Genomic DNA, 17,275 nt, shown 5'->3' on the forward strand with positions numbered 1-17,275 from the left:
ATTTTAATATGATCTAATGGTTCTACATTCTAAAAATTAAGCGTTCTTTTTCTCCTTCCTGATTTAAAAGAACAATGCTCAAAGCATTATAATTATTGGCTCCTTCAATTGCGTTTTTAACGTCGTCTATATCTTCGATGGTATCATCATTAATTTGAATGATTAGCTTTCCTTCAAAACCATAGTTTTCCATTCCTTTAACAACTTCAGTTACCTTAACTCCAGAGCCTTTGAATCTTTTTTTATCCTTGCTGGACATATTTTTAACCACTATACCTAATGGCCTCACTACATAAGTCTGATTTTTAAGTAGTGTTACTGGATACGTATTCTCCCTGCCATCTCTTAAAACAGTAACATTTACAACATCTTGAGGTCGTTTAGATTTTAAGAAACCGGTGAGCTGAGAAAATGAGTTGATATTCTGATTGTCTATTTTTTTAATAATATCACCTTCTTTCAACCCTGCCTGATCTGCTCCGGAATCTTCCACAATTTTAGCGATGTAAAATCCAGCTGTTTCATCAATGCCTAATTCTTCAGCATTTTTTGAGTTCAGTTCAGACCCTCTTACACCTAAAATACCTTCTTGAACATTTCCATATTCCAATAAATCATCAACAACTTTTTTGGCAATATTACTTGGAACTGCAAAGGAATATCCAATATATGAGCCGGTTTGAGAGGTGATGGCAGTATTTATTCCAATTAAATCACCATTCGTATTTACCAATGCTCCTCCACTGTTTCCAGGATTAACAGCCGCATCGGTTTGAATAAACGACTGTCCTTTTCCTAAATCCCTGGCTTTGGCACTAATAATTCCTGCTGTAACTGTGGATGTCAAATTAAAAGGGTTTCCAACAGCTAACACCCATTCTCCAATTTTAGTATTGTCCGAGTTCCCAAAGGCAAGATAGGGTAATTCATCATCAGCTTTAATCTTGATGAGGGCAATATCAGAAGATGGATCAGTACCAACTAATTCGGCTACGTAAGTTTTATTATTATTTAAAGTTACTTGAAGTTTGGTAGCATTGTCTATAACATGATTGTTGGTTACAATATATCCGTCTGGGGAAATAATTACTCCCGAACCGGTGCCTACTCTGGTTTGTTCTCTACCTCCATAACCGAAATAAAAATCAAATAGATTAGAAGGTCCTTCCTGGACTGAGACATTACTAACGTGTACTACAGAGTGAACAGTTTTGTCTGCGGCCTCTGTAAAATCAACATCAGCAATTGGGTTTGGAGGAGTAGCTCCATTATAATTAGTGGTAACAAATTTAGGTTCTCCTGCTTTTGTGTCTACAACTATATTTTCTTTTTCAACAAAAGCTTTGTAAGCGCCAAGAGTGATGACACCACCTAAAACGGATACAAATAATAAGCTTGCAAATCGTTTCATATTTTTATTCTTTGTATTAATTAACATTTAAAATTACTTCATTATTTTTCCCAGATCTTAACTTTAACGGCAGTTTAACAATGGAAAAAAGCAACACAATATTGTATATTTGCCGTTCAACTATATATTGAAATGACTTTACAATTTTTTAAATATCAAGGAACGGGAAATGATTTCGTAATGATCGATAATCGTTCATTAGATTTTCCCAAAAATGATACCAAACTTATAAATCATCTTTGCGATCGAAGGTTTGGGATAGGTGCAGATGGCTTAATTTTACTTGAAAATGACGAAACCACAGATTTTAAAATGGTCTATTTTAATGCCGATGGTAATGAAAGTAGCATGTGTGGTAATGGCGGAAGGTGTTTGGTGGCTTTTGCTAAATATCTGGGAGTAATTGAGAACACTGCGAGCTTTAATGCTGTAGATGGACTGCATCATGCAAGCATAGATGATGATACCGTTAGATTGCAAATGATCGATGTTCTGAAGGTTGAACAGTTTGATAATTATGTCTTTCTTGATACGGGGTCTCCTCATCATGTTCAAATGGTAAGTGGCCTTGAAAAATTTGATGTTAAAACAGAAGGTGCTAAGCTTCGATATGGGAAATATGGAGAAAAAGGGAGTAACATTAATTTTGTTCAGAAAACAGCTCCTGACATTTTTTCAGTTAGAACCTATGAGAGAGGTGTTGAAGATGAAACTTTTTCATGTGGAACAGGTGTAACTGCCGTTGGAATTGCCATGTTTGTAACCAAACAAACTGAAGCAACAGAGGTAACCCTAAATACACCTGGAGGTGAGTTAAAGGTGTCATTTGAACAAAATGGAGATGTTTTTGAAAATGTATTTCTTCAGGGACCGGCTAAACAAGTTTTTAAAGGGGTTGTGGAGTGGTGATGTTGAAAGGGAATAAGGTTTTTCTAAGGGCTTTAGAGCCATCAGATATAGATTTCTTATACAAATTGGAGAACGATACGACCGTGTGGGAAGTTAGTGAGACATTAAGTCCATATTCGAAATTTGTACTAGAGGAATATCTTGCCAATGCACATAGAGATATCTATGAGGTTAAACAATTGCGATTGGCCATAAATACTCTAAAGAAGGAACTCATTGGTTTTATAGATCTATTTGATTTCGACCCCAAGAATAAAAGGGCTGGAATAGGTATAATTATTCTAAATGAAGCAAATAGAGGCAAAGGGCTGGGCGAGGAAGCATTAAGGTTGTTAATAACCTATGGATTTGAACATCTTGGTCTTCATCAGGTATATTGTAATATTGCAGAAAGTAATAAACCAAGTATAAGTTTGTTTAAAAAATTGGGTTTTGAAGAAATTGGGGTCAAGAAAGACTGGAAATGGACTTCCAGAGGATATTTAAATGAAATTTTATATCAAAAAATTAAAAAATAAGTATGTATATAAGAAAGATTTTGGTGATAATGGCTCTTGTGGGTGTTATTGTTGGAGGTGCAATCGTCTATAATATTTATAGTGCTATTTTTTCACCAAACACACAATTTAATAATGAGGTGGCATATGTGTATATTCCAACCAATGCGAGCTTTAAAGATGTGAAAGAACAGTTAAAGCCATTGTTAAAGAGCGTTAATTCTTTTGAAGACGTAGCTGATAAAAAGGGCTACATTAATAACATTAAGGCCGGGAAATATGGTATTGAGAAAGGAATGAACAATAATGATATTATTAATACGCTAAGAAGTAATAATATCCCTATAAATGTGACTTTTAATAACCAGGAGACCCTTGAAAAGCTTGCCGGAAGAATAGCTTCGCAAATCGAGGCTGATAGTCTCTCATTGGTTAATGCCTTAACCGACAAAGATTTTTTGACTACCAACAATCTATCAGATGATACAGCACTTGTTCCTTACATTCCAAATAGTTATGAATTTTTTTGGAATACCTCTGCAGATGAGTTCAGAGACCGCATGCTAAAGGAATATGAGCGGTTTTGGAATGATGATAGATCGAATAAGGCGGCAAAATTGAATCTTTCAAAAGAGGAAGTAATTTCCTTGGCTTCTATTGTTCAAAAGGAAACGGCGAAAGTAGATGAACGTCCAAGAGTTGCAGGAGTGTATTTAAATAGAATTAGAAGAAGTATGCCATTACAAGCCGACCCTACAGTGATATATGCTATTAAAAAGCACCAAAATAACTTTGATACCGTTATAAAAAGAGTGCTATATAAGGACTTGGAATTGGATTCTCCGTACAATACATATAAATATGCAGGAATTCCCCCTGGCCCCATCACAATGCCGGATATTTCTTCCATCGATGCAGTGCTAAATTCAGAGCAACATAATTACCTTTATTTTGTGGCTGATACTAAGAACTTTGGGTACCATAAATTCGCTAAAACTTTAGCTCAACACAACGTCAATAAACAGCAATATGTTCGTTGGTTAAATAGCCAAAAAATTAACCGTTAACGAGTTTTAAGGAAACTTTAACGATCTGGTTTTCAGATTTCTAAAAAAGTTGTACATTTGCGCCCTAAATTTTTGAGCATTTTAGGTACCTGATTTTGGCCCTAAAAGTGAGTCTTGAAGAAATATAAATTTATGAGAAAAGGCGCGATTATTTTACATGGATTAGTTGCCGTTTTTGTATTAATAAGTTTAGGCTTTACTTACACAAAAAAAGTTGTAGAGGTGGATGAGGATTATGTGGTTGATGAGCCTATTAATTATACGGTATCTGCCGAAGAGGAGGATTTAGCAGAAGAAGTTAAACCACCTTTTTTAGGAAAATCTTTTAATGGTTTCAAGGAAGCTTTAGCTTTTAAAGAATCGAGAGGGGATTATTTTGTTGTGAATCAATTCGGATATTTGGGGAAATATCAGTTTGGTAGGTCAACATTGAAATTGATTGGTATTAAAGACACTAATGAGTTTTTAAACGATACTGAATTACAAGAAAGAGCATTTATTGCAAATTTAGAGCGTAATAAATGGGTGTTAAGGAATTACATTAAGCGCTATAAAGGACGCGTATATAATGGAATTAAAATTACCGAATCTGGTATGTTAGCTGCAGCTCACTTGGCTGGGCCAGGGGCAGTCAAAGATTACCTACGCTCAGGAGGATTGATAAAGTTCGAAGACGGAAATGGCGTTCCTGTTACGTATTATATGAGAAAATTTGCAGGTTATGATACCTCTTATATAGTACCAAACAAGAAAGCTAGAATTTAGATTTTAATTAGCTAGTTAAAAAAGCCTCGTAACCAGCGGGGCTTTTTTATGCTTGAAAAATAAAAATGCAAGGCCTTTTGTGCAGGTCAATGTTGGTATTTTTCCAGTTGCCTACTGATTGTGTCTTTATTTCTTCAGATGGAAGGGTAATGTCGCATGCTACACATAGTTTGGTGTTGGAGTTTAAGGTGGCGACAAAATCTTTTAATAATTTATCGTTTCGATAAGGTGTTTCTATAAATATTTGAGCTTGATTGAATTCTTTTGAACGTCGTTCAAGCTTTTTAATTTCGGACTTTTTTTCGCCTTTGTCGATAGGTAAATAACCATTGAAGGCAAAGCTTTGGCCATTCATACCACTTGCCATTAAGGCCATTAATATGGAGGAGGGGCCAACTAAAGGAACAACTTTTATGTTTTTTTGATGAGCAATGTTGACAATTTCTGCACCAGGATCAGCAACCCCTGGACACCCAGCTTCTGAGATGATACCCACGTCTTTTCCTTCTAAACAAGGATTTAAAAAGGAGGGTAATTCAGTGTCGTCTGTATACTTGTTAAGTAATTGAATGTTTAAGCTCGGTTGAGATTTTTTTGGTGCTATTTTTTTGATAAAAGCCCGGGCAGTCTTTTCATTTTCGACAATGTAATAATTTACCGCCTCAACTGTACGCTTTATTGATAAAGGCAGTACTTCTAGCGGACCAATTTCTCCTAGCGTTGTGGGAATTAAAAAAACTTTTCCTTGTGGTGATTTACCCAAAATATATAGAATTTCAATTTAAAGTAAAGATAATATAAATTATTACAGTTTCTCGAGTAGGATATCACATGCCTTATTAAGCATGTTGAATACATTTTCGAAACCTTGATCACCACCATAATAAGGATCTGGAACCTCTAGGTTTTTTTTCGGATGAGATAAGTTTAAAATATAGTCTACCTTCATACGATCATCCTTATTCCTGGCAAGTCTTAAAACATTTTGGTAGTTGCTCTGATCCATTACAAAAATGAAATCGAAATTATCAAAATCAGTCACCTGAAATTGCCTGCATTTTTGATTGGTAATATCGATCAGATGTTTTTGGGCAATTGCAATTGATCTTGGATCGGGCTGTTCACCCACATGATATCCGGCTGTTCCTGCTGAATCCACATATACTAAACTTGGATCTACTTTGTCTTTGAGTATTCCCTCCGCTAATGGCGATCTACAGATATTGCCTAGACAGACCATTAGAACTTTCTTCTGCATTTTATTGTGCAAATTTTTTGGTGAGGTCTTCGATGTATTTTTTGAATTGTTTGTCAGTTTCCCCGAGATTGTCTACAGTTTTACAGGCATGTAATACAGTTGCGTGATCTCTTTTTCCGATTTGTGAACCTATGCTGGCAAGGGAAGCCTTCGTATACTTTTTAGCAAAAAACATGGCTAATTGACGCGCCTGAACGATATGACGTTTACGAGTTTTAGATTGTAAAGTCTCAACATCCATTTGGAAGTAATCAGAAATAACCTTTTGAATGTAATCTATGGAAACTTCTCTTTTTGTGTTTTTAACAAACTTCTCAACTATTTGTTTAGCAAGATCAAGAGTTACCTCCTTTTTGTTAAATGATGATTGTGCAATGAGAGAAATTACTGCTCCTTCTAATTCTCGTACATTTGTTTTGATGTTTTGAGCCACATATTCAATGATTTCTTCAGGCATTTCAACACCATCTCGATAAAGCTTATTGTTTAAAATGGAAATTCTTGTTTCGTAATCTGGATTTTGTAATTCAGCCGATAACCCCCATTTAAACCTTGATAATAGACGCTGTTCAATATCTTGCATATCAACAGGGGCTTTATCTGAGGTTAAAATTACTTGTTTACCATTCTGGTGCAAATGATTAAATATGTGAAAGAATACATCTTGGGTACCTGATTTTCCAGAGAAAAACTGAACATCATCAATAATTAACACATCAATTAATTGATAGAAATGAATAAAATCATTCCGGGTGTTCTTTTTTACAGACTCAATGTATTGTTGAGTAAATTTTTCTGCTGAAATATATAAAACAGTTTTGTCGGGATGTTTATCTTTAATTTCAACTCCGATGGCATGTGCTAAATGGGTCTTACCTAGTCCAACACCACCAAAAATCAGTAACGGGTTGAAAGATGTACCTCCTGGCTTGTTAGCGACCGCCATTCCCGCAGATCTTGCAAGTCTGTTGGAATCACCTTCTAAAAAATTGTCAAAATTATAGTTAGGATTGAGCTGTGATTCTATTTTGATATTTCTAATTCCGGGAATTATAAATGGATTTTTTAATTCCGGACTTTTCTTCTTTACAGGCACATCTAATTCTTGCGGCTGTAAATTAGCTCTGTTTGAACTTGGTATTTTTTCAGTGAAAGGTTGTTTGTTGCCATAAGTGTTTTCCATCTTAATAATGTAAATCAATTTGGCATTTTCCCCTAATTCTCTTCTTAAGGCAACTTTCAGAAGTTTAACGTAGTGTTCTTCTAACCATTCGTAGAAAAATTTACTTGGTACCTGAATACTCAATGCATTATCCGTTAGCTTAATCGATTTTATGGGTTCAAACCAGGTTTTGTATGCTTGGGGTTGAATATTGTCCTTTATAAAATCTAGACAGTTGTCCCATACCGATTCCGCAGTTAGATTCATTTGTTAAGTAATATTTTAATTGTTAGCAGGTTAGATTAAAATCTCTAAAGAAGGTTTTTCACCTCTCTTTATGTGAACAAATATGTGAACAAAAAATTGAAAAAAAAAATGGAATAGGGGTTGAATATATCGTTTTTTTTTCGCATTCTTATTAACTTAATTTTACATTTTGTTAACATACAAAAAATAATTCAAAATTTGAACAATAATCATCAAATTAACATTCGGGTTCGTTATGCGGAAACTGATCAAATGGGAGTCGTTTATCACGGGAATTATGCGCAGTATCTGGAGTTAGGACGTGTTGAGTGGTTAAGAAATTTAGGTGTATCTTACAGGTCAATGGAGGAAAGTGGTATAATGCTGCCAGTTATTAGTTTACAAATGTCTTATAAAAAGTCAGCCAAATATGACGATCTTTTAACAATAAAAACCCGACTGAAAAAAACGCCATCGGTTAAGATTGAATTCGATTATGAAATATGGAATGAGAAGGAAGAATTGTTACTGGAAGGAAATACCGTTTTAGCCTTTATAAATATGGAAACAAATCGTCCAACAAGATGTCCTGATTATATTTTGGAGCAGTTATAGTTCTTTAAGGGTAACCCCATAAAGCTTATCAAAAATTTGTTTGATTTTTCTAGCTTCTTTTTTTCGAACAGAGATTTTTATGAAGCAATCTAATTCCATTTTTTGATCTATGATGTTAAGATTTTTTTCTTTTACAATTCGCATCACTTTATTCATGTTCTTGTATTCAAAATAAAGTCCAAATTCACTGTCGATCGTTTTTTCAACAATATCTGCTCCCTCCAAGGCGTATTGTGCGGCAGTCTTATATGCTGTAATTAACCCGCCAACACCTAGCTTAACTCCTCCAAAGTATCTGACAACGATTATTAGAATATTGGTGAGTTCGAATGATTGAATTTGTCCATAAATGGGCATTCCTGCAGAATTATTTGGTTCACCATCATCGTTTGCTCGAAAAGATATGTTTTGGTCTGTACCTAGTTGCCATGCATAGCACCAGTGGCGGGCACTATGATGTTGTTTTTTTATAGATTCTAAAATGGGTTTTACCTCATCTTCGTTATTAATAGGGAAGGCATAACCGAAGAATTTACTATTTTTTTCTTTGTAAAGAGTTTCTGTAGAAGGTGTTGTGATGGTTTTGTAGGTGTCTTTCAAGATATACTTTTTTGTAATTATAATAAGAAAGTTTGTTCTAACAAAGTGGTAACTTCATCAACTCCTGGTTTAAGGTTCCAAGTGATAATATTCAGGCTTGCAGCAGCTGTGATGTTTTCCTCTACGTCATCAATGAATAAAGTTTCTTCCGGTTTTAGGTTGTTCTCATTAAGGACAAACTTATAAATATCGAGATCAGGTTTTCTGAAGTTAATTTCATGAGATAGATAAAACTGCTCAAAACAATTTTTAAACCTATTGAAACGCTCAGCCCCTATATTTTTAATTACATGATCAATATGCAATGCGTTGGTGTTGCTTAATAAAAATAGGCGATAATTGTTTTCTTTGGATAATTTTTCCAGAAACTCAATACGATTTTCTGGAAGGTCTAAAATAATAGCATTCCATGCATCTATAAGTGTGTTTTTACTTATTTTTGGGAAGATACTCATATAAAAGCTAACAAATTCGGATGTGCTTATAAGTCCTTTTTCATAGAATTTGTTCATTTGATCCATTTTATCCGACACCGTAAATTTTCCATTTATTTCTGTTAACCGATTAACGGTTGCGGGTTTGTCTAGATTGATAAATACATCACCAAAATCAAAGATTATATTTTTAATCATGTTTTTTATGAAAATTCAATTGGTTCCTTATAATTTTTTTCGAGTTGTTTACTGGGTGGTTAATTAGGGGGGCATATATACCGTTAATTAACTTGATATTACTTTTAAATATTCTGGCTTCATCCCATAATTCTAAATCGATATAACTCTGTAGGGTTTGTGCCCCTCCTTCAATAATCAAACTTTGAATTCCTTCTTTATGGAGTTCTTCACATATTTGCAATGGGATAGGTTTGTTAAAGTCAATCCATTTTAGAGTAATATTTGAATTCAGCCTATTTAATTGCTTTTCGGTAAAAATAATGGTGTTGATTTCTCCATCCCAAATAGAATGGTTTGGATATGTTTTTAAAGTTTTGTCGATGACTATTCTGGTTGGTGAGTTACCTTTCCAGTCACGAGTATTCAATCGTGGGTTATCATGAAGTACCGTATTTGTGCCTACCAAAATGCCTTGTTCTTCGCTACGCCATTTATGAACTAATTGCCGGGCATATTGATTTGTTAACCAAACGGGTTCTTTTTTATCCTTTTCTAAAGGGCTTATAAGGTGATCATTGCTTTCTGCCCATTTTAAAATGATGTAAGGTCTTTTTTTATTATGAAAAGTGAAGAAGCGTTTGTTTAATTCCTGACACTCTTCCTGTAAAACACCAACAGTAACATCGCAACCTGCTTCTATCATTTTTTTGATACCTCTGCCTGATACTTTATCATAAGTATCAATAGTACCGATAACTACCTTCTTGATTCCAGAGGATATAATCAGGTCACTACATGGAGGGGTTTTTCCAAAATGGCTACAAGGTTCAAGACTAACATAAATTGTCGATTTTTTCAACACTGTTTTGTCTTTAACTGAGTTTATGGCTTTAACCTCGGCATGTGGCCCACCAGCTATTTGATGCCATCCTTCACCAACTATTTTATCATCATAAACAACAACTGAGCCAACTAACGGATTTGGATATGTGGTTCCAAGACCGTTTTTAGCTAATTCAATGCATCGATTTATGTATTTTTCGTGTATATTCACGCCATCCTATTTTAGGTGAATCAGAGCCTGTAAATTCTTTTCAAACACAAAAATAGTACTTTCTTTAGGTATGAGTGAATTTATAATAAGAGAAATAACGCCGGAAGATGATGTTGAGTTGGCACTAGTTTTAAGAAAGGTGTTGTTGGAGCATGATGTCCCAAAGGTTGGAACCGCCTATGCTGATGAGGCGTTGGATATGATGTATGAGACATATAATATAGCCAAGGCAGCTTATTTAGTTGTTGAGTATGATGGGAGGCTTCTTGGAGGTGCAGGAGTTGCCCAGCTCGAAAATTGTGATGATAATATTTGTGAACTGCAAAAAATGTACTTTCTGGAAGAGGCCAGAGGTAAAGGGATCGGTTATAAAATGATGCAAGAGTGCCTGAGAAAGGCAAAAGAATATGGATTCAGTAAATGCTATTTGGAGACCATGCCAAATATGTTGGCTGCTCAAAAGCTATATCAAAAGGTAGGTTTTAAATATTTAGACAACCCTATGGGTGATACAGGTCATTGTTCATGTCCTGTATGGATGTTGAAAGAATTATTGTAATGAGATTAAAAGATATCCAGGATATTTTTCATAAGGAATTAGATGATCTTTATGATTTTAAAGAGGTTAACAGGTTTTTTTATTTGTTGTTAGATCATAATTTTGATATTCAACGAATAGATATCATTTTAGAGCCGGATAAAGTAATATCCAAAAAGGAAGAAACCATTATTTTTAAAGCTTTAGATGACTTAAAATTACAAAAGCCGATTCAGCAAATTTTAGGAGTGGCATATTTTTATGGCTTAAAATTTAGAGTGAATAATGAGACTTTAATACCTCGCCCGGAAACTGAAGAGTTAGTGGATTGGATAATTAGAGATTGTAAGGATAAAATTAAACCTCTTAAGATATTAGATATTGGCACTGGAAGTGGCTGTATAGCAATTACATTGTCAAAAAACATTCCGCTTGTCGAGGTGACCGCTATAGATATTTCTAGGAAAGCTCTTGACATTGCTAAAGAAAATGCTCTGAATAATCATGTTGATATTAACTTTTTACAGGCGGACATACTAAAACTGGAAAGTTTATTGGGTGAATATGATATAATTGTTTCCAATCCTCCTTATGTACGATATTTGGAAAAGGAGCAAATGAAAAGTAATGTGGTTGATTTTGAACCTCATGCAGCTCTTTTTGTACCAGATCAAGATCCCTTGTTGTTCTATAAGCAAATAGCGTGGCTATCTTCGAACCATTTGAATCAAGAGGGGAATTTATATTTTGAAATTAATCAGTATTTGGCCAAAGACACAACCGATATGTTGGATGAATTTGGATTTAAAAATACTATTGTTAAGAAAGATCTAAGTGGTAATGATAGGATGATTAGAACTTCTTTTGCTTAACGTTATTCTTGATGAATTTAGATTTTTCATCCATAAATTACTGTTTTTTAACTGTTTTGTTGTGAGAAATATAGATTAATTTATTATGTTTGTTTCCTTGCTTTTTTAAGAAGCAAGCCCTAAATCAACAAGTTATGAGTAGAATGAACCAGTTTTTAACCGAAACTGCTAGAGCATTACCCGTGGCTCTGGGCAGTACTATTTTTTCGCTCGTATTCCTATCTTTCTCAGGAATTTTCAATCAGTTTTCACTCGCTGAAATTACCTTAGCTTTTTTGATCACTGTCTTTTTTATTTCTCAGGTCGTAAGAACTTTTTTGAATCATTTTGATATTGGGCATTGAAATGACATATTTGAATCGTTAGTTTGATTATAACTATTTGTTCTTCTTAAAACTATATTATTGAAGATTGTTACTTCTTTAAATCGATTTTCGATGTATTTGGTTGAGAGGATAATGATAATTTTATTGGATTTTTTCTATTAAATTACAATAAAGTGTTTCACTATTTTAATACTTTATTAGTGTATAACTTTTTCTTTTGAAGTTTTTTAACCTGAAGGACTTTTAATGATCTGAATGGAGTGTATTTTATTTGCATGAATCTTGTTATAGATTAGTAGCTTTCCTGTATTCTCGTTGTTGTTTTTGAGTGTTTCGGGAATTAAATAAAAGGTAGAAATTAGCTTTATTTTAATTAAATTGCCCCTTCATAATTCTCAAAAAATGATACCGGTGTCAGCAATTCAACAAAAAATAGAGCAACTTCGAGAAACATTAAAACAACATAACTATAATTATTATGTATTAGATGCCCCTACGGTGTCTGATTATGAGTTTGATATGATGTTAAAGGAGTTGCAAGATTTGGAGTTTAAGTATCCAGAGTATAACGATCCTAATTCACCAACAGTAAGAGTTGGAGGAGCGGTCACTAAGAATTTTGAAACCGTTGTCCATGATTTTAGAATGTATTCCTTAGATAATTCCTATTCCAAGGAGGATTTAGAGGACTGGGAAAAAAGGATTCAAAAAATTTTAGGTGAAGTGAGTCTAGAATTTACATGCGAATTAAAGTATGACGGAGCCTCGATGAATCTAACCTACGAAAATGGCGCTTTATTAAAAGCGGTAACAAGAGGAGATGGATTCCAAGGTGATGATGTAACTGCTAATGTGAAAACTATTCGTTCTGTTCCTTTAAAACTTAATGGAGATTACCCTGAAAGATTTGATATTCGTGGTGAGATCGTTTTGCCAAAAGAAGGGTTTATTAAAATGAATCAAGAAAGAATTGCAAATGGTGAAGATCCATATATGAATCCAAGAAACACTGCTAGTGGAAGTTTAAAGTTGCAGGATAGTGCAGAAGTGGCAAAGCGTCCTTTGGAATGTTTATTGTATAGTATTGTTGGAGAACGTTTAGGTATTTCTACACAATACGATATTTTAAAAACCGCAAGAAAATGGGGGTTTAAGGTGCCATCGGAGGCTAAATTATGTAAAAATACAGCTGAAGTAATGGAGTTCGTGGAATATTGGGAAAATCGTAAGGATGACCTTCCTTACGAAATTGACGGAGTAGTGGTTAAAGTGAATTCTATTCAGTACCAAGAGGAATTGGGTTATACGGCGAAATCCCCGAGATGGGCAATGGCTTATAAGTTTAAAACTGAGCAGGCAGTTACGGTTTTGAAAGCCATAACGTATCAAGTCGGTAGAACGGGAGCAATTACTCCTGTAGCTAATTTAGAACCTGTTTTATTAGGAGGAACCATAGTTAAGAGAGCTTCTTTGCATAATGCAGATCAGATAAAGAAACTCGATGTTAGATTGGGAGATACTGTTTTTGTAGAAAAGGGAGGTGAAATTATACCGAAAATAACCGGGGTTGATTTTACTAAAAGAACATCTGACTCTTTAATTACAAATTATATAACTCATTGTCCTGAATGTGGTACCGAGTTAATTCGAAAAGAAGGAGAGGCACAACATTATTGTCCAAATTATTATGGATGTCCTCCCCAAATTACGGGAAGAATACAGCATTTTATTTCTCGAAAGGCTATGGATATTGAGGGGTTAGGGGCAGAAACTGTAGAATTACTGTATAAGGAAGGGCTTATAAATGATTATGCTGACTTGTATGACCTAAACAAAGAACAAGTATTGCCATTGGAGAGGATGGCCAATAAATCGGCAGAGAATCTTATTAATGGTATAGAGAAATCGAAAGATATTCCATTTGAAAGGGTATTGTATGCACTAGGAATTAGATTTGTTGGGGAAACTGTGGCTAAAAAATTGGCCAAAGAATATAAGTCAATAGATAAATTAATGGTTGTTACAAAGGAGGATTTGATTCAGGTAGATGAAATTGGGGAGAAAATAGCGGAAAGTGTTATTGATTTTTTTAAGAATGAACAAAATGTAGTAATTATTGAGCGTTTGAAAAAACATGAAGTTCAACTAGAAATTTCAACAGAAAATCTACAAAATCAGACAGATAAGCTCAAAGGTTATAGTTTTGTCGTATCTGGAGTTTTTGAAAAAGTAACAAGAAACGAATTGAAAAAATTAATTGAAGATAACGGCGGAAAAGTTGCATCTTCGATTTCGACAAAAACTTCATATGTTGTGGCCGGCGATAAGATGGGGCCTAGTAAAAAAGAAAAAGCATCAAAACTTGATATCCCTTTGATTACTGAAGAACAATTTTTAAATATGTTATGATTAAACAAAAACTGACTTATGTGTTTATTGCAGTGGCAGTGCTATATCTACTAGCAGAATTTTTTCAATTGAAGCTTCTGATAAGTATCGCAAAGGTTAGTTTAATTCCTGTGGTTTATATCATTTATACAAGTTCTAAAAAGAAACATCATCTCTATACGTTAACATTGCTTATTTTTTATTTTTTAGGAGATATGTTTTCTTTGTTGAATTTCAAAGGGGCAGTAGAGTTGACACTTTTGTTCTTTGGTTTAGGACATTTGGTGTTTATCCGTTTTTGTTTCGAAATGTTGCAAGATGTTAGGGTTCGGCGATTACTGTTCTCGGCCTTACCAGTAATTGTGTTGTGGTTTATTTATTATAATTATTCAATTAAAGATATTTTTGGTGACCAATTAGGAGACTTATTGACCCCGGTGATGTTCTACTCAATTATACTAAGTGCCTTTACTGTTGTGTCAATTATGAGTTATTTTAATAAAGAAAATAAAATGACAATGTATACCTTGATAATTGCCATGACTTTTTTAGTTGGAGATGTTATTAATGGTATCAATATGTATTTTTCACATAATTCTTTTTTTGAATTAACCAATGTCATTGCGCAGGTGATTGCTTATTATTTCTTAACAAAATTCATCGTTGCTTATGATTTTAAACTGAAATCGTAACCCCTTTTGATTGTATGTTTTTATCCTTATCCAGGAAAAAGTCAATTCTACCCATATAAATACCAAAACATCCAGCTTGATTGATTAAAACTTCCTTTTCTTTTCGGTTTAAAACGATCTCAGGTTGCTCCATAAAGGTATGTGTATGTCCTCCAATGATTAAGTCTATATGTTCGGTATTTCCAGCAAGTAATATGTCTGAGACTTTTCCTTCATAATTGTATTTGTAGCCAAGATGGGATAGACAAACTACAATATCGCAATTTTCCTCTTCTTTTAGAACTCTACTTATGTCTTGAGCAATTTCAATTGGATTGTTATATATTGTTTCTTTGTAGAGAGACTTATCTACAAGTCCTTCTAATTCAATCCCAAGCCCGAAAACACCAATTTTGACTTGGTCACGAATGAAGATGGTGTATGGTTTTACGTGAGAATCCATTATGGTGTTTTTAAAGTCATAATTTGCCGAAAGGAACTGAAATTTAGCATGAGGTAATTGAGCGTATAAACCATCTATCCCATTATCAAAATCATGATTCCCAATAGTAGCGGCATCATATTTAAGCATACTCATTAATTTAAATTCAAGTTCACCCCCGTAGAAATTAAAATATGGGGTGCCCTGAAAGATATCACCAGCATCAAAGAGTAATGTGTTGGGGTTTTCCCTTCTAATATTGTCTACTAGGGTGGCACGTCTTGCAACACCTCCTTGATTAGGGTTTTTACCATGATCTTTAGGGAATGGATCAATATGGCTGTGAACATCATTAGTGTGAAGGATAGTTATGTGCTTTTTGCTATTTTCATTACACGAATTTAGACTCAGACCTGCGAGACCCAGAAAAGCTGAACTTGCAATGGTGTTTTGTATAAAATTTCTTCTTTTCATGTTCTCAGTTAATTACAGTTTTATAAATCGGTTATCAATAGTAGCGCGGATAGTGTCGACCTTTTTGAAATAATCAATTAATTGATTTCGAATTAGGTAATCTAAGTTTGTTGTACTTATTGGTTCTTTAAAAAATAACATACCATCTCCACCATTTGACAAATAATCAGATGTAGCAACAAAATAATTTTTATTTTTATCTACAGTTTTACCATTAATAAGGAGTTTGTTTAGAGTGAGATCCTTATTTAAGGCAATTTCAACATTACGACTGACAGGTTGAGCTTTCCCAGGTTTTTGTAGGTGCTGAATCATTTCCAATATTTTATTTCCAGATAGTTCAACAACAACAATTTTGTTTTCGAAAGGCATTACTTCATACGCAGTTCGTATAGTAACATCCCCTTCTGAAATTATAGATCGAATGCCTCCATTATTGAGAAGAACAAAGTCAATGTTTTTGCCAGTTCTTTTGTTGAATACTGGATTGCTTTGCTCATAAACAATATCAGCTATTAAGTTTCCAATAGCGGTGTTGAATTCACCTTCATATTTGCTTAATGTTTTCGGATTATAAGTAATGGGTTGGTTTAGAACTTTGTTGATCTGTTGTTTATAAGGAATAAGGTATTCGTCAATACTGTCAGCAGCCTTTAAAGTGTCATTTATTAATAATTGTCGGCCAGTTATCTCAGTAATTTTTGTGTTTTGGTTGTTACAAGAAAACCACAGTAAGGTGAAAAATATAACAAAATGTTTTATATTTAATTGCATAAGGTTTTTAATTTTGCAGAAGTAATATTTATTAGTTCTAACTTTGCATTAGAACTTAAAGTTATATGGTTTTAAAAAAATACAAAGAAAAATCTGTTTTAAAAATTATTGAAAAACGGTTAAGTGAATTGGCGGTTAATGTAGAAGGCAAAAGTAATAAGGTATCGTCAATGTTAGTAGTAATTAATTTTGAAAAGACTAAAAATTTAGAAGTTTTTGAAGAATTGATGCAGAAATTAAATATTAGAGGAGAGTCATATCGTATAATAGGATATCTCAACAGAATTGAAAAAGAGAAGTCATATCCAATTCCCGTTTTTAATGATAAAACTATAAAGAGAAATGGTGAGGTGAAAGATCCTGAAATAGATGATGTAATTAAACGGAAATACGATTTAGTGATCAGTTTTTATGATGACCATAATTTACCTTTGTTATTTATGTCTTCGATTGTAGAGGCTGATTTTAGGGTAGGGATTGGACAAAAAAGTACAATGTATAATAACCTTGTGATTGATTCTCATTTAGATAATTACAAGGGTTTTGAAAGAGAGTTAATTAAATATTTATCGATTTTAAATAAGATATAGTT

General features: G+C 33.7%; 19 protein-coding genes. 10 read left to right on the plus strand and 9 right to left on the minus strand.

Features of this window, described 5'->3' with window-relative positions; genetic code table 11:
• Window positions 1-22: 22 nt before the first annotated feature.
• Complete coding sequence (locus tag BM361_RS04655) at window positions 23-1,411, minus strand: trypsin-like peptidase domain-containing protein (protein WP_074977399.1); 1,389 nt, start codon at window positions 1,409-1,411, stop codon at window positions 23-25.
• A 132-nt stretch (window positions 1,412-1,543) separates the two neighbouring features.
• Between BM361_RS04655 and dapF the strand changes: the two genes are divergently transcribed.
• From dapF to BM361_RS04675, 4 genes are all read left to right on the plus strand, one after another.
• Window positions 1,544-2,320 (plus strand): diaminopimelate epimerase, encoded by a 777-nt coding sequence (gene dapF / locus BM361_RS04660; protein WP_074977266.1) that lies wholly within the window; start codon window positions 1,544-1,546, stop codon window positions 2,318-2,320.
• On the plus strand, window positions 2,314-2,838 hold the full coding sequence (locus tag BM361_RS04665) for a GNAT family N-acetyltransferase (RefSeq protein ID WP_038264160.1): 525 nt from the start codon (window positions 2,314-2,316) through the stop codon (window positions 2,836-2,838). Before dapF ends, BM361_RS04665 begins: the two co-directional genes overlap by 7 nt.
• A 2-nt stretch (window positions 2,839-2,840) precedes the next feature.
• A complete protein-coding gene (gene mltG, locus BM361_RS04670) occupies window positions 2,841-3,884 on the plus strand; it encodes an endolytic transglycosylase MltG (RefSeq protein ID WP_074977268.1) in 1,044 nt (347 codons plus the stop codon).
• Window positions 3,885-3,998: 114 nt separating this feature from the next.
• The gene (locus BM361_RS04675) at window positions 3,999-4,649 is read left to right on the plus strand and encodes a lysozyme family protein (RefSeq protein WP_394331291.1); all 651 of its coding nucleotides are present in this window, start codon (window positions 3,999-4,001) and stop codon (window positions 4,647-4,649) included.
• 46 nt (window positions 4,650-4,695) lie between these two features.
• On the opposite strand, the gene BM361_RS04680 is transcribed toward BM361_RS04675, so the two are convergent.
• Genes BM361_RS04680 through dnaA form a run of 3 tightly spaced genes read right to left on the minus strand, consistent with a single transcriptional unit; the run spans window position 4,696 to window position 7,336 of the window.
• A complete protein-coding gene (locus tag BM361_RS04680; RefSeq protein WP_074977270.1) occupies window positions 4,696-5,412 on the minus strand; it encodes an SAM-dependent methyltransferase in 717 nt (238 codons plus the stop codon).
• A 42-nt stretch (window positions 5,413-5,454) separates the two neighbouring features.
• Window positions 5,455-5,907, minus strand: a complete 453-nt coding sequence (locus tag BM361_RS04685; RefSeq protein ID WP_038264147.1) for a low molecular weight protein-tyrosine-phosphatase — start codon at window positions 5,905-5,907, stop codon at window positions 5,455-5,457.
• 1 nt (window position 5,908) lies between these two features.
• Window positions 5,909-7,336 (minus strand): chromosomal replication initiator protein DnaA, encoded by a 1,428-nt coding sequence (gene dnaA, locus BM361_RS04690; RefSeq protein WP_038264144.1) that lies wholly within the window; start codon window positions 7,334-7,336, stop codon window positions 5,909-5,911.
• 198 nt (window positions 7,337-7,534) lie between these two features.
• On the opposite strand from dnaA, the gene BM361_RS04695 reads away from it, so the two are divergent.
• Window positions 7,535-7,930 carry an acyl-CoA thioesterase gene (locus BM361_RS04695; RefSeq protein ID WP_139226609.1) on the plus strand — a complete coding sequence of 132 codons (396 nt, stop codon included), beginning with the start codon at window positions 7,535-7,537 and terminating at the stop codon, window positions 7,928-7,930.
• On the opposite strand, the gene BM361_RS04700 is transcribed toward BM361_RS04695, so the two are convergent.
• Genes BM361_RS04700 through ribD form a run of 3 tightly spaced genes read right to left on the minus strand, consistent with a single transcriptional unit; the run spans window position 7,925 to window position 10,198 of the window.
• Entirely contained in the window at window positions 7,925-8,533 is a 609-nt protein-coding gene (locus tag BM361_RS04700) for an IMPACT family protein (protein ID WP_394364640.1), read from the minus strand. The genes BM361_RS04695 and BM361_RS04700 overlap by 6 nt on opposite strands.
• A 14-nt stretch (window positions 8,534-8,547) precedes the next feature.
• Window positions 8,548-9,162 (minus strand): HAD family hydrolase, encoded by a 615-nt coding sequence (locus tag BM361_RS04705; protein WP_074977274.1) that lies wholly within the window; start codon window positions 9,160-9,162, stop codon window positions 8,548-8,550.
• Window positions 9,155-10,198 carry a bifunctional diaminohydroxyphosphoribosylaminopyrimidine deaminase/5-amino-6-(5-phosphoribosylamino)uracil reductase RibD gene (gene ribD / locus BM361_RS04710; RefSeq protein ID WP_074977276.1) on the minus strand — a complete coding sequence of 348 codons (1,044 nt, stop codon included), beginning with the start codon at window positions 10,196-10,198 and terminating at the stop codon, window positions 9,155-9,157. Before ribD ends, BM361_RS04705 begins: the two co-directional genes overlap by 8 nt.
• Before the next feature lie 70 nt (window positions 10,199-10,268).
• Here ribD and BM361_RS04715 point away from each other — a divergent pair, with 70 nt between their 5' ends.
• The 4 genes from BM361_RS04715 to BM361_RS04735 all read left to right on the plus strand — a co-directional run bounded on the left by BM361_RS04715 (window position 10,269) and on the right by BM361_RS04735 (window position 15,014).
• Window positions 10,269-10,757 carry a GNAT family N-acetyltransferase gene (locus tag BM361_RS04715; RefSeq protein WP_038264131.1) on the plus strand — a complete coding sequence of 163 codons (489 nt, stop codon included), beginning with the start codon at window positions 10,269-10,271 and terminating at the stop codon, window positions 10,755-10,757.
• Complete coding sequence (gene prmC / locus BM361_RS04720) at window positions 10,757-11,608, plus strand: peptide chain release factor N(5)-glutamine methyltransferase (RefSeq protein WP_074977400.1); 852 nt, start codon at window positions 10,757-10,759, stop codon at window positions 11,606-11,608. Before BM361_RS04715 ends, prmC begins: the two co-directional genes overlap by 1 nt.
• A gap of 728 nt (window positions 11,609-12,336) precedes the next feature.
• A complete protein-coding gene (gene ligA, locus BM361_RS04730) occupies window positions 12,337-14,343 on the plus strand; it encodes an NAD-dependent DNA ligase LigA (RefSeq protein ID WP_074977280.1) in 2,007 nt (668 codons plus the stop codon).
• Window positions 14,340-15,014 (plus strand): lysoplasmalogenase family protein, encoded by a 675-nt coding sequence (locus BM361_RS04735; protein WP_038264121.1) that lies wholly within the window; start codon window positions 14,340-14,342, stop codon window positions 15,012-15,014. The genes ligA and BM361_RS04735 overlap by 4 nt, the downstream gene beginning before the upstream one ends.
• Here BM361_RS04735 and BM361_RS04740 read toward each other — a convergent pair.
• Together BM361_RS04740 and BM361_RS04745 are read right to left on the minus strand one after the other, a co-directional pair.
• A complete protein-coding gene (locus tag BM361_RS04740) occupies window positions 14,998-15,909 on the minus strand; it encodes a bifunctional metallophosphatase/5'-nucleotidase (RefSeq protein WP_074977282.1) in 912 nt (303 codons plus the stop codon). The genes BM361_RS04735 and BM361_RS04740 overlap by 17 nt on opposite strands.
• Window positions 15,910-15,921: 12 nt before the next feature.
• Complete coding sequence (locus BM361_RS04745) at window positions 15,922-16,683, minus strand: 5'-nucleotidase C-terminal domain-containing protein (protein WP_074977284.1); 762 nt, start codon at window positions 16,681-16,683, stop codon at window positions 15,922-15,924.
• 65 nt (window positions 16,684-16,748) lie between these two features.
• Between BM361_RS04745 and BM361_RS04750 the strand changes: the two genes are divergently transcribed.
• Window positions 16,749-17,273, plus strand: a complete 525-nt coding sequence (locus tag BM361_RS04750) for a DUF6913 domain-containing protein (protein WP_074977286.1) — start codon at window positions 16,749-16,751, stop codon at window positions 17,271-17,273.
• The last annotated feature ends 2 nt before the right edge of the window (window positions 17,274-17,275 follow it).

The sequence above is a fragment of the Zhouia amylolytica genome (assembly GCF_900116365.1).
Lineage (GTDB): Bacteria > Bacteroidota > Bacteroidia > Flavobacteriales > Flavobacteriaceae > Zhouia > Zhouia amylolytica.

Coding starts and splice junctions, on each gene's coding strand:
- BM361_RS04685 (WP_038264147.1), bottom strand. CDS start 5,907: ATGCAGAAGAAAGTTCTAATGGTCTGTCTAGGCAATATCTGTAGATCG.
- dapF (WP_074977266.1), top strand. CDS start 1,544: ATGACTTTACAATTTTTTAAATATCAAGGAACGGGAAATGATTTCGTA.
- BM361_RS04745 (WP_074977284.1), bottom strand. CDS start 16,683: ATGCAATTAAATATAAAACATTTTGTTATATTTTTCACCTTACTGTGG.
- BM361_RS04715 (WP_038264131.1), top strand. CDS start 10,269: ATGAGTGAATTTATAATAAGAGAAATAACGCCGGAAGATGATGTTGAG.
- prmC (WP_074977400.1), top strand. CDS start 10,757: ATGAGATTAAAAGATATCCAGGATATTTTTCATAAGGAATTAGATGAT.
- BM361_RS04705 (WP_074977274.1), bottom strand. CDS start 9,162: ATGATTAAAAATATAATCTTTGATTTTGGTGATGTATTTATCAATCTA.
- dnaA (WP_038264144.1), bottom strand. CDS start 7,336: ATGAATCTAACTGCGGAATCGGTATGGGACAACTGTCTAGATTTTATA.
- BM361_RS04655 (WP_074977399.1), bottom strand. CDS start 1,411: ATGAAACGATTTGCAAGCTTATTATTTGTATCCGTTTTAGGTGGTGTC.
- BM361_RS04740 (WP_074977282.1), bottom strand. CDS start 15,909: ATGAAAAGAAGAAATTTTATACAAAACACCATTGCAAGTTCAGCTTTT.
- BM361_RS04735 (WP_038264121.1), top strand. CDS start 14,340: ATGATTAAACAAAAACTGACTTATGTGTTTATTGCAGTGGCAGTGCTA.
- ligA (WP_074977280.1), top strand. CDS start 12,337: ATGATACCGGTGTCAGCAATTCAACAAAAAATAGAGCAACTTCGAGAA.
- BM361_RS04750 (WP_074977286.1), top strand. CDS start 16,749: ATGGTTTTAAAAAAATACAAAGAAAAATCTGTTTTAAAAATTATTGAA.
- mltG (WP_074977268.1), top strand. CDS start 2,841: ATGTATATAAGAAAGATTTTGGTGATAATGGCTCTTGTGGGTGTTATT.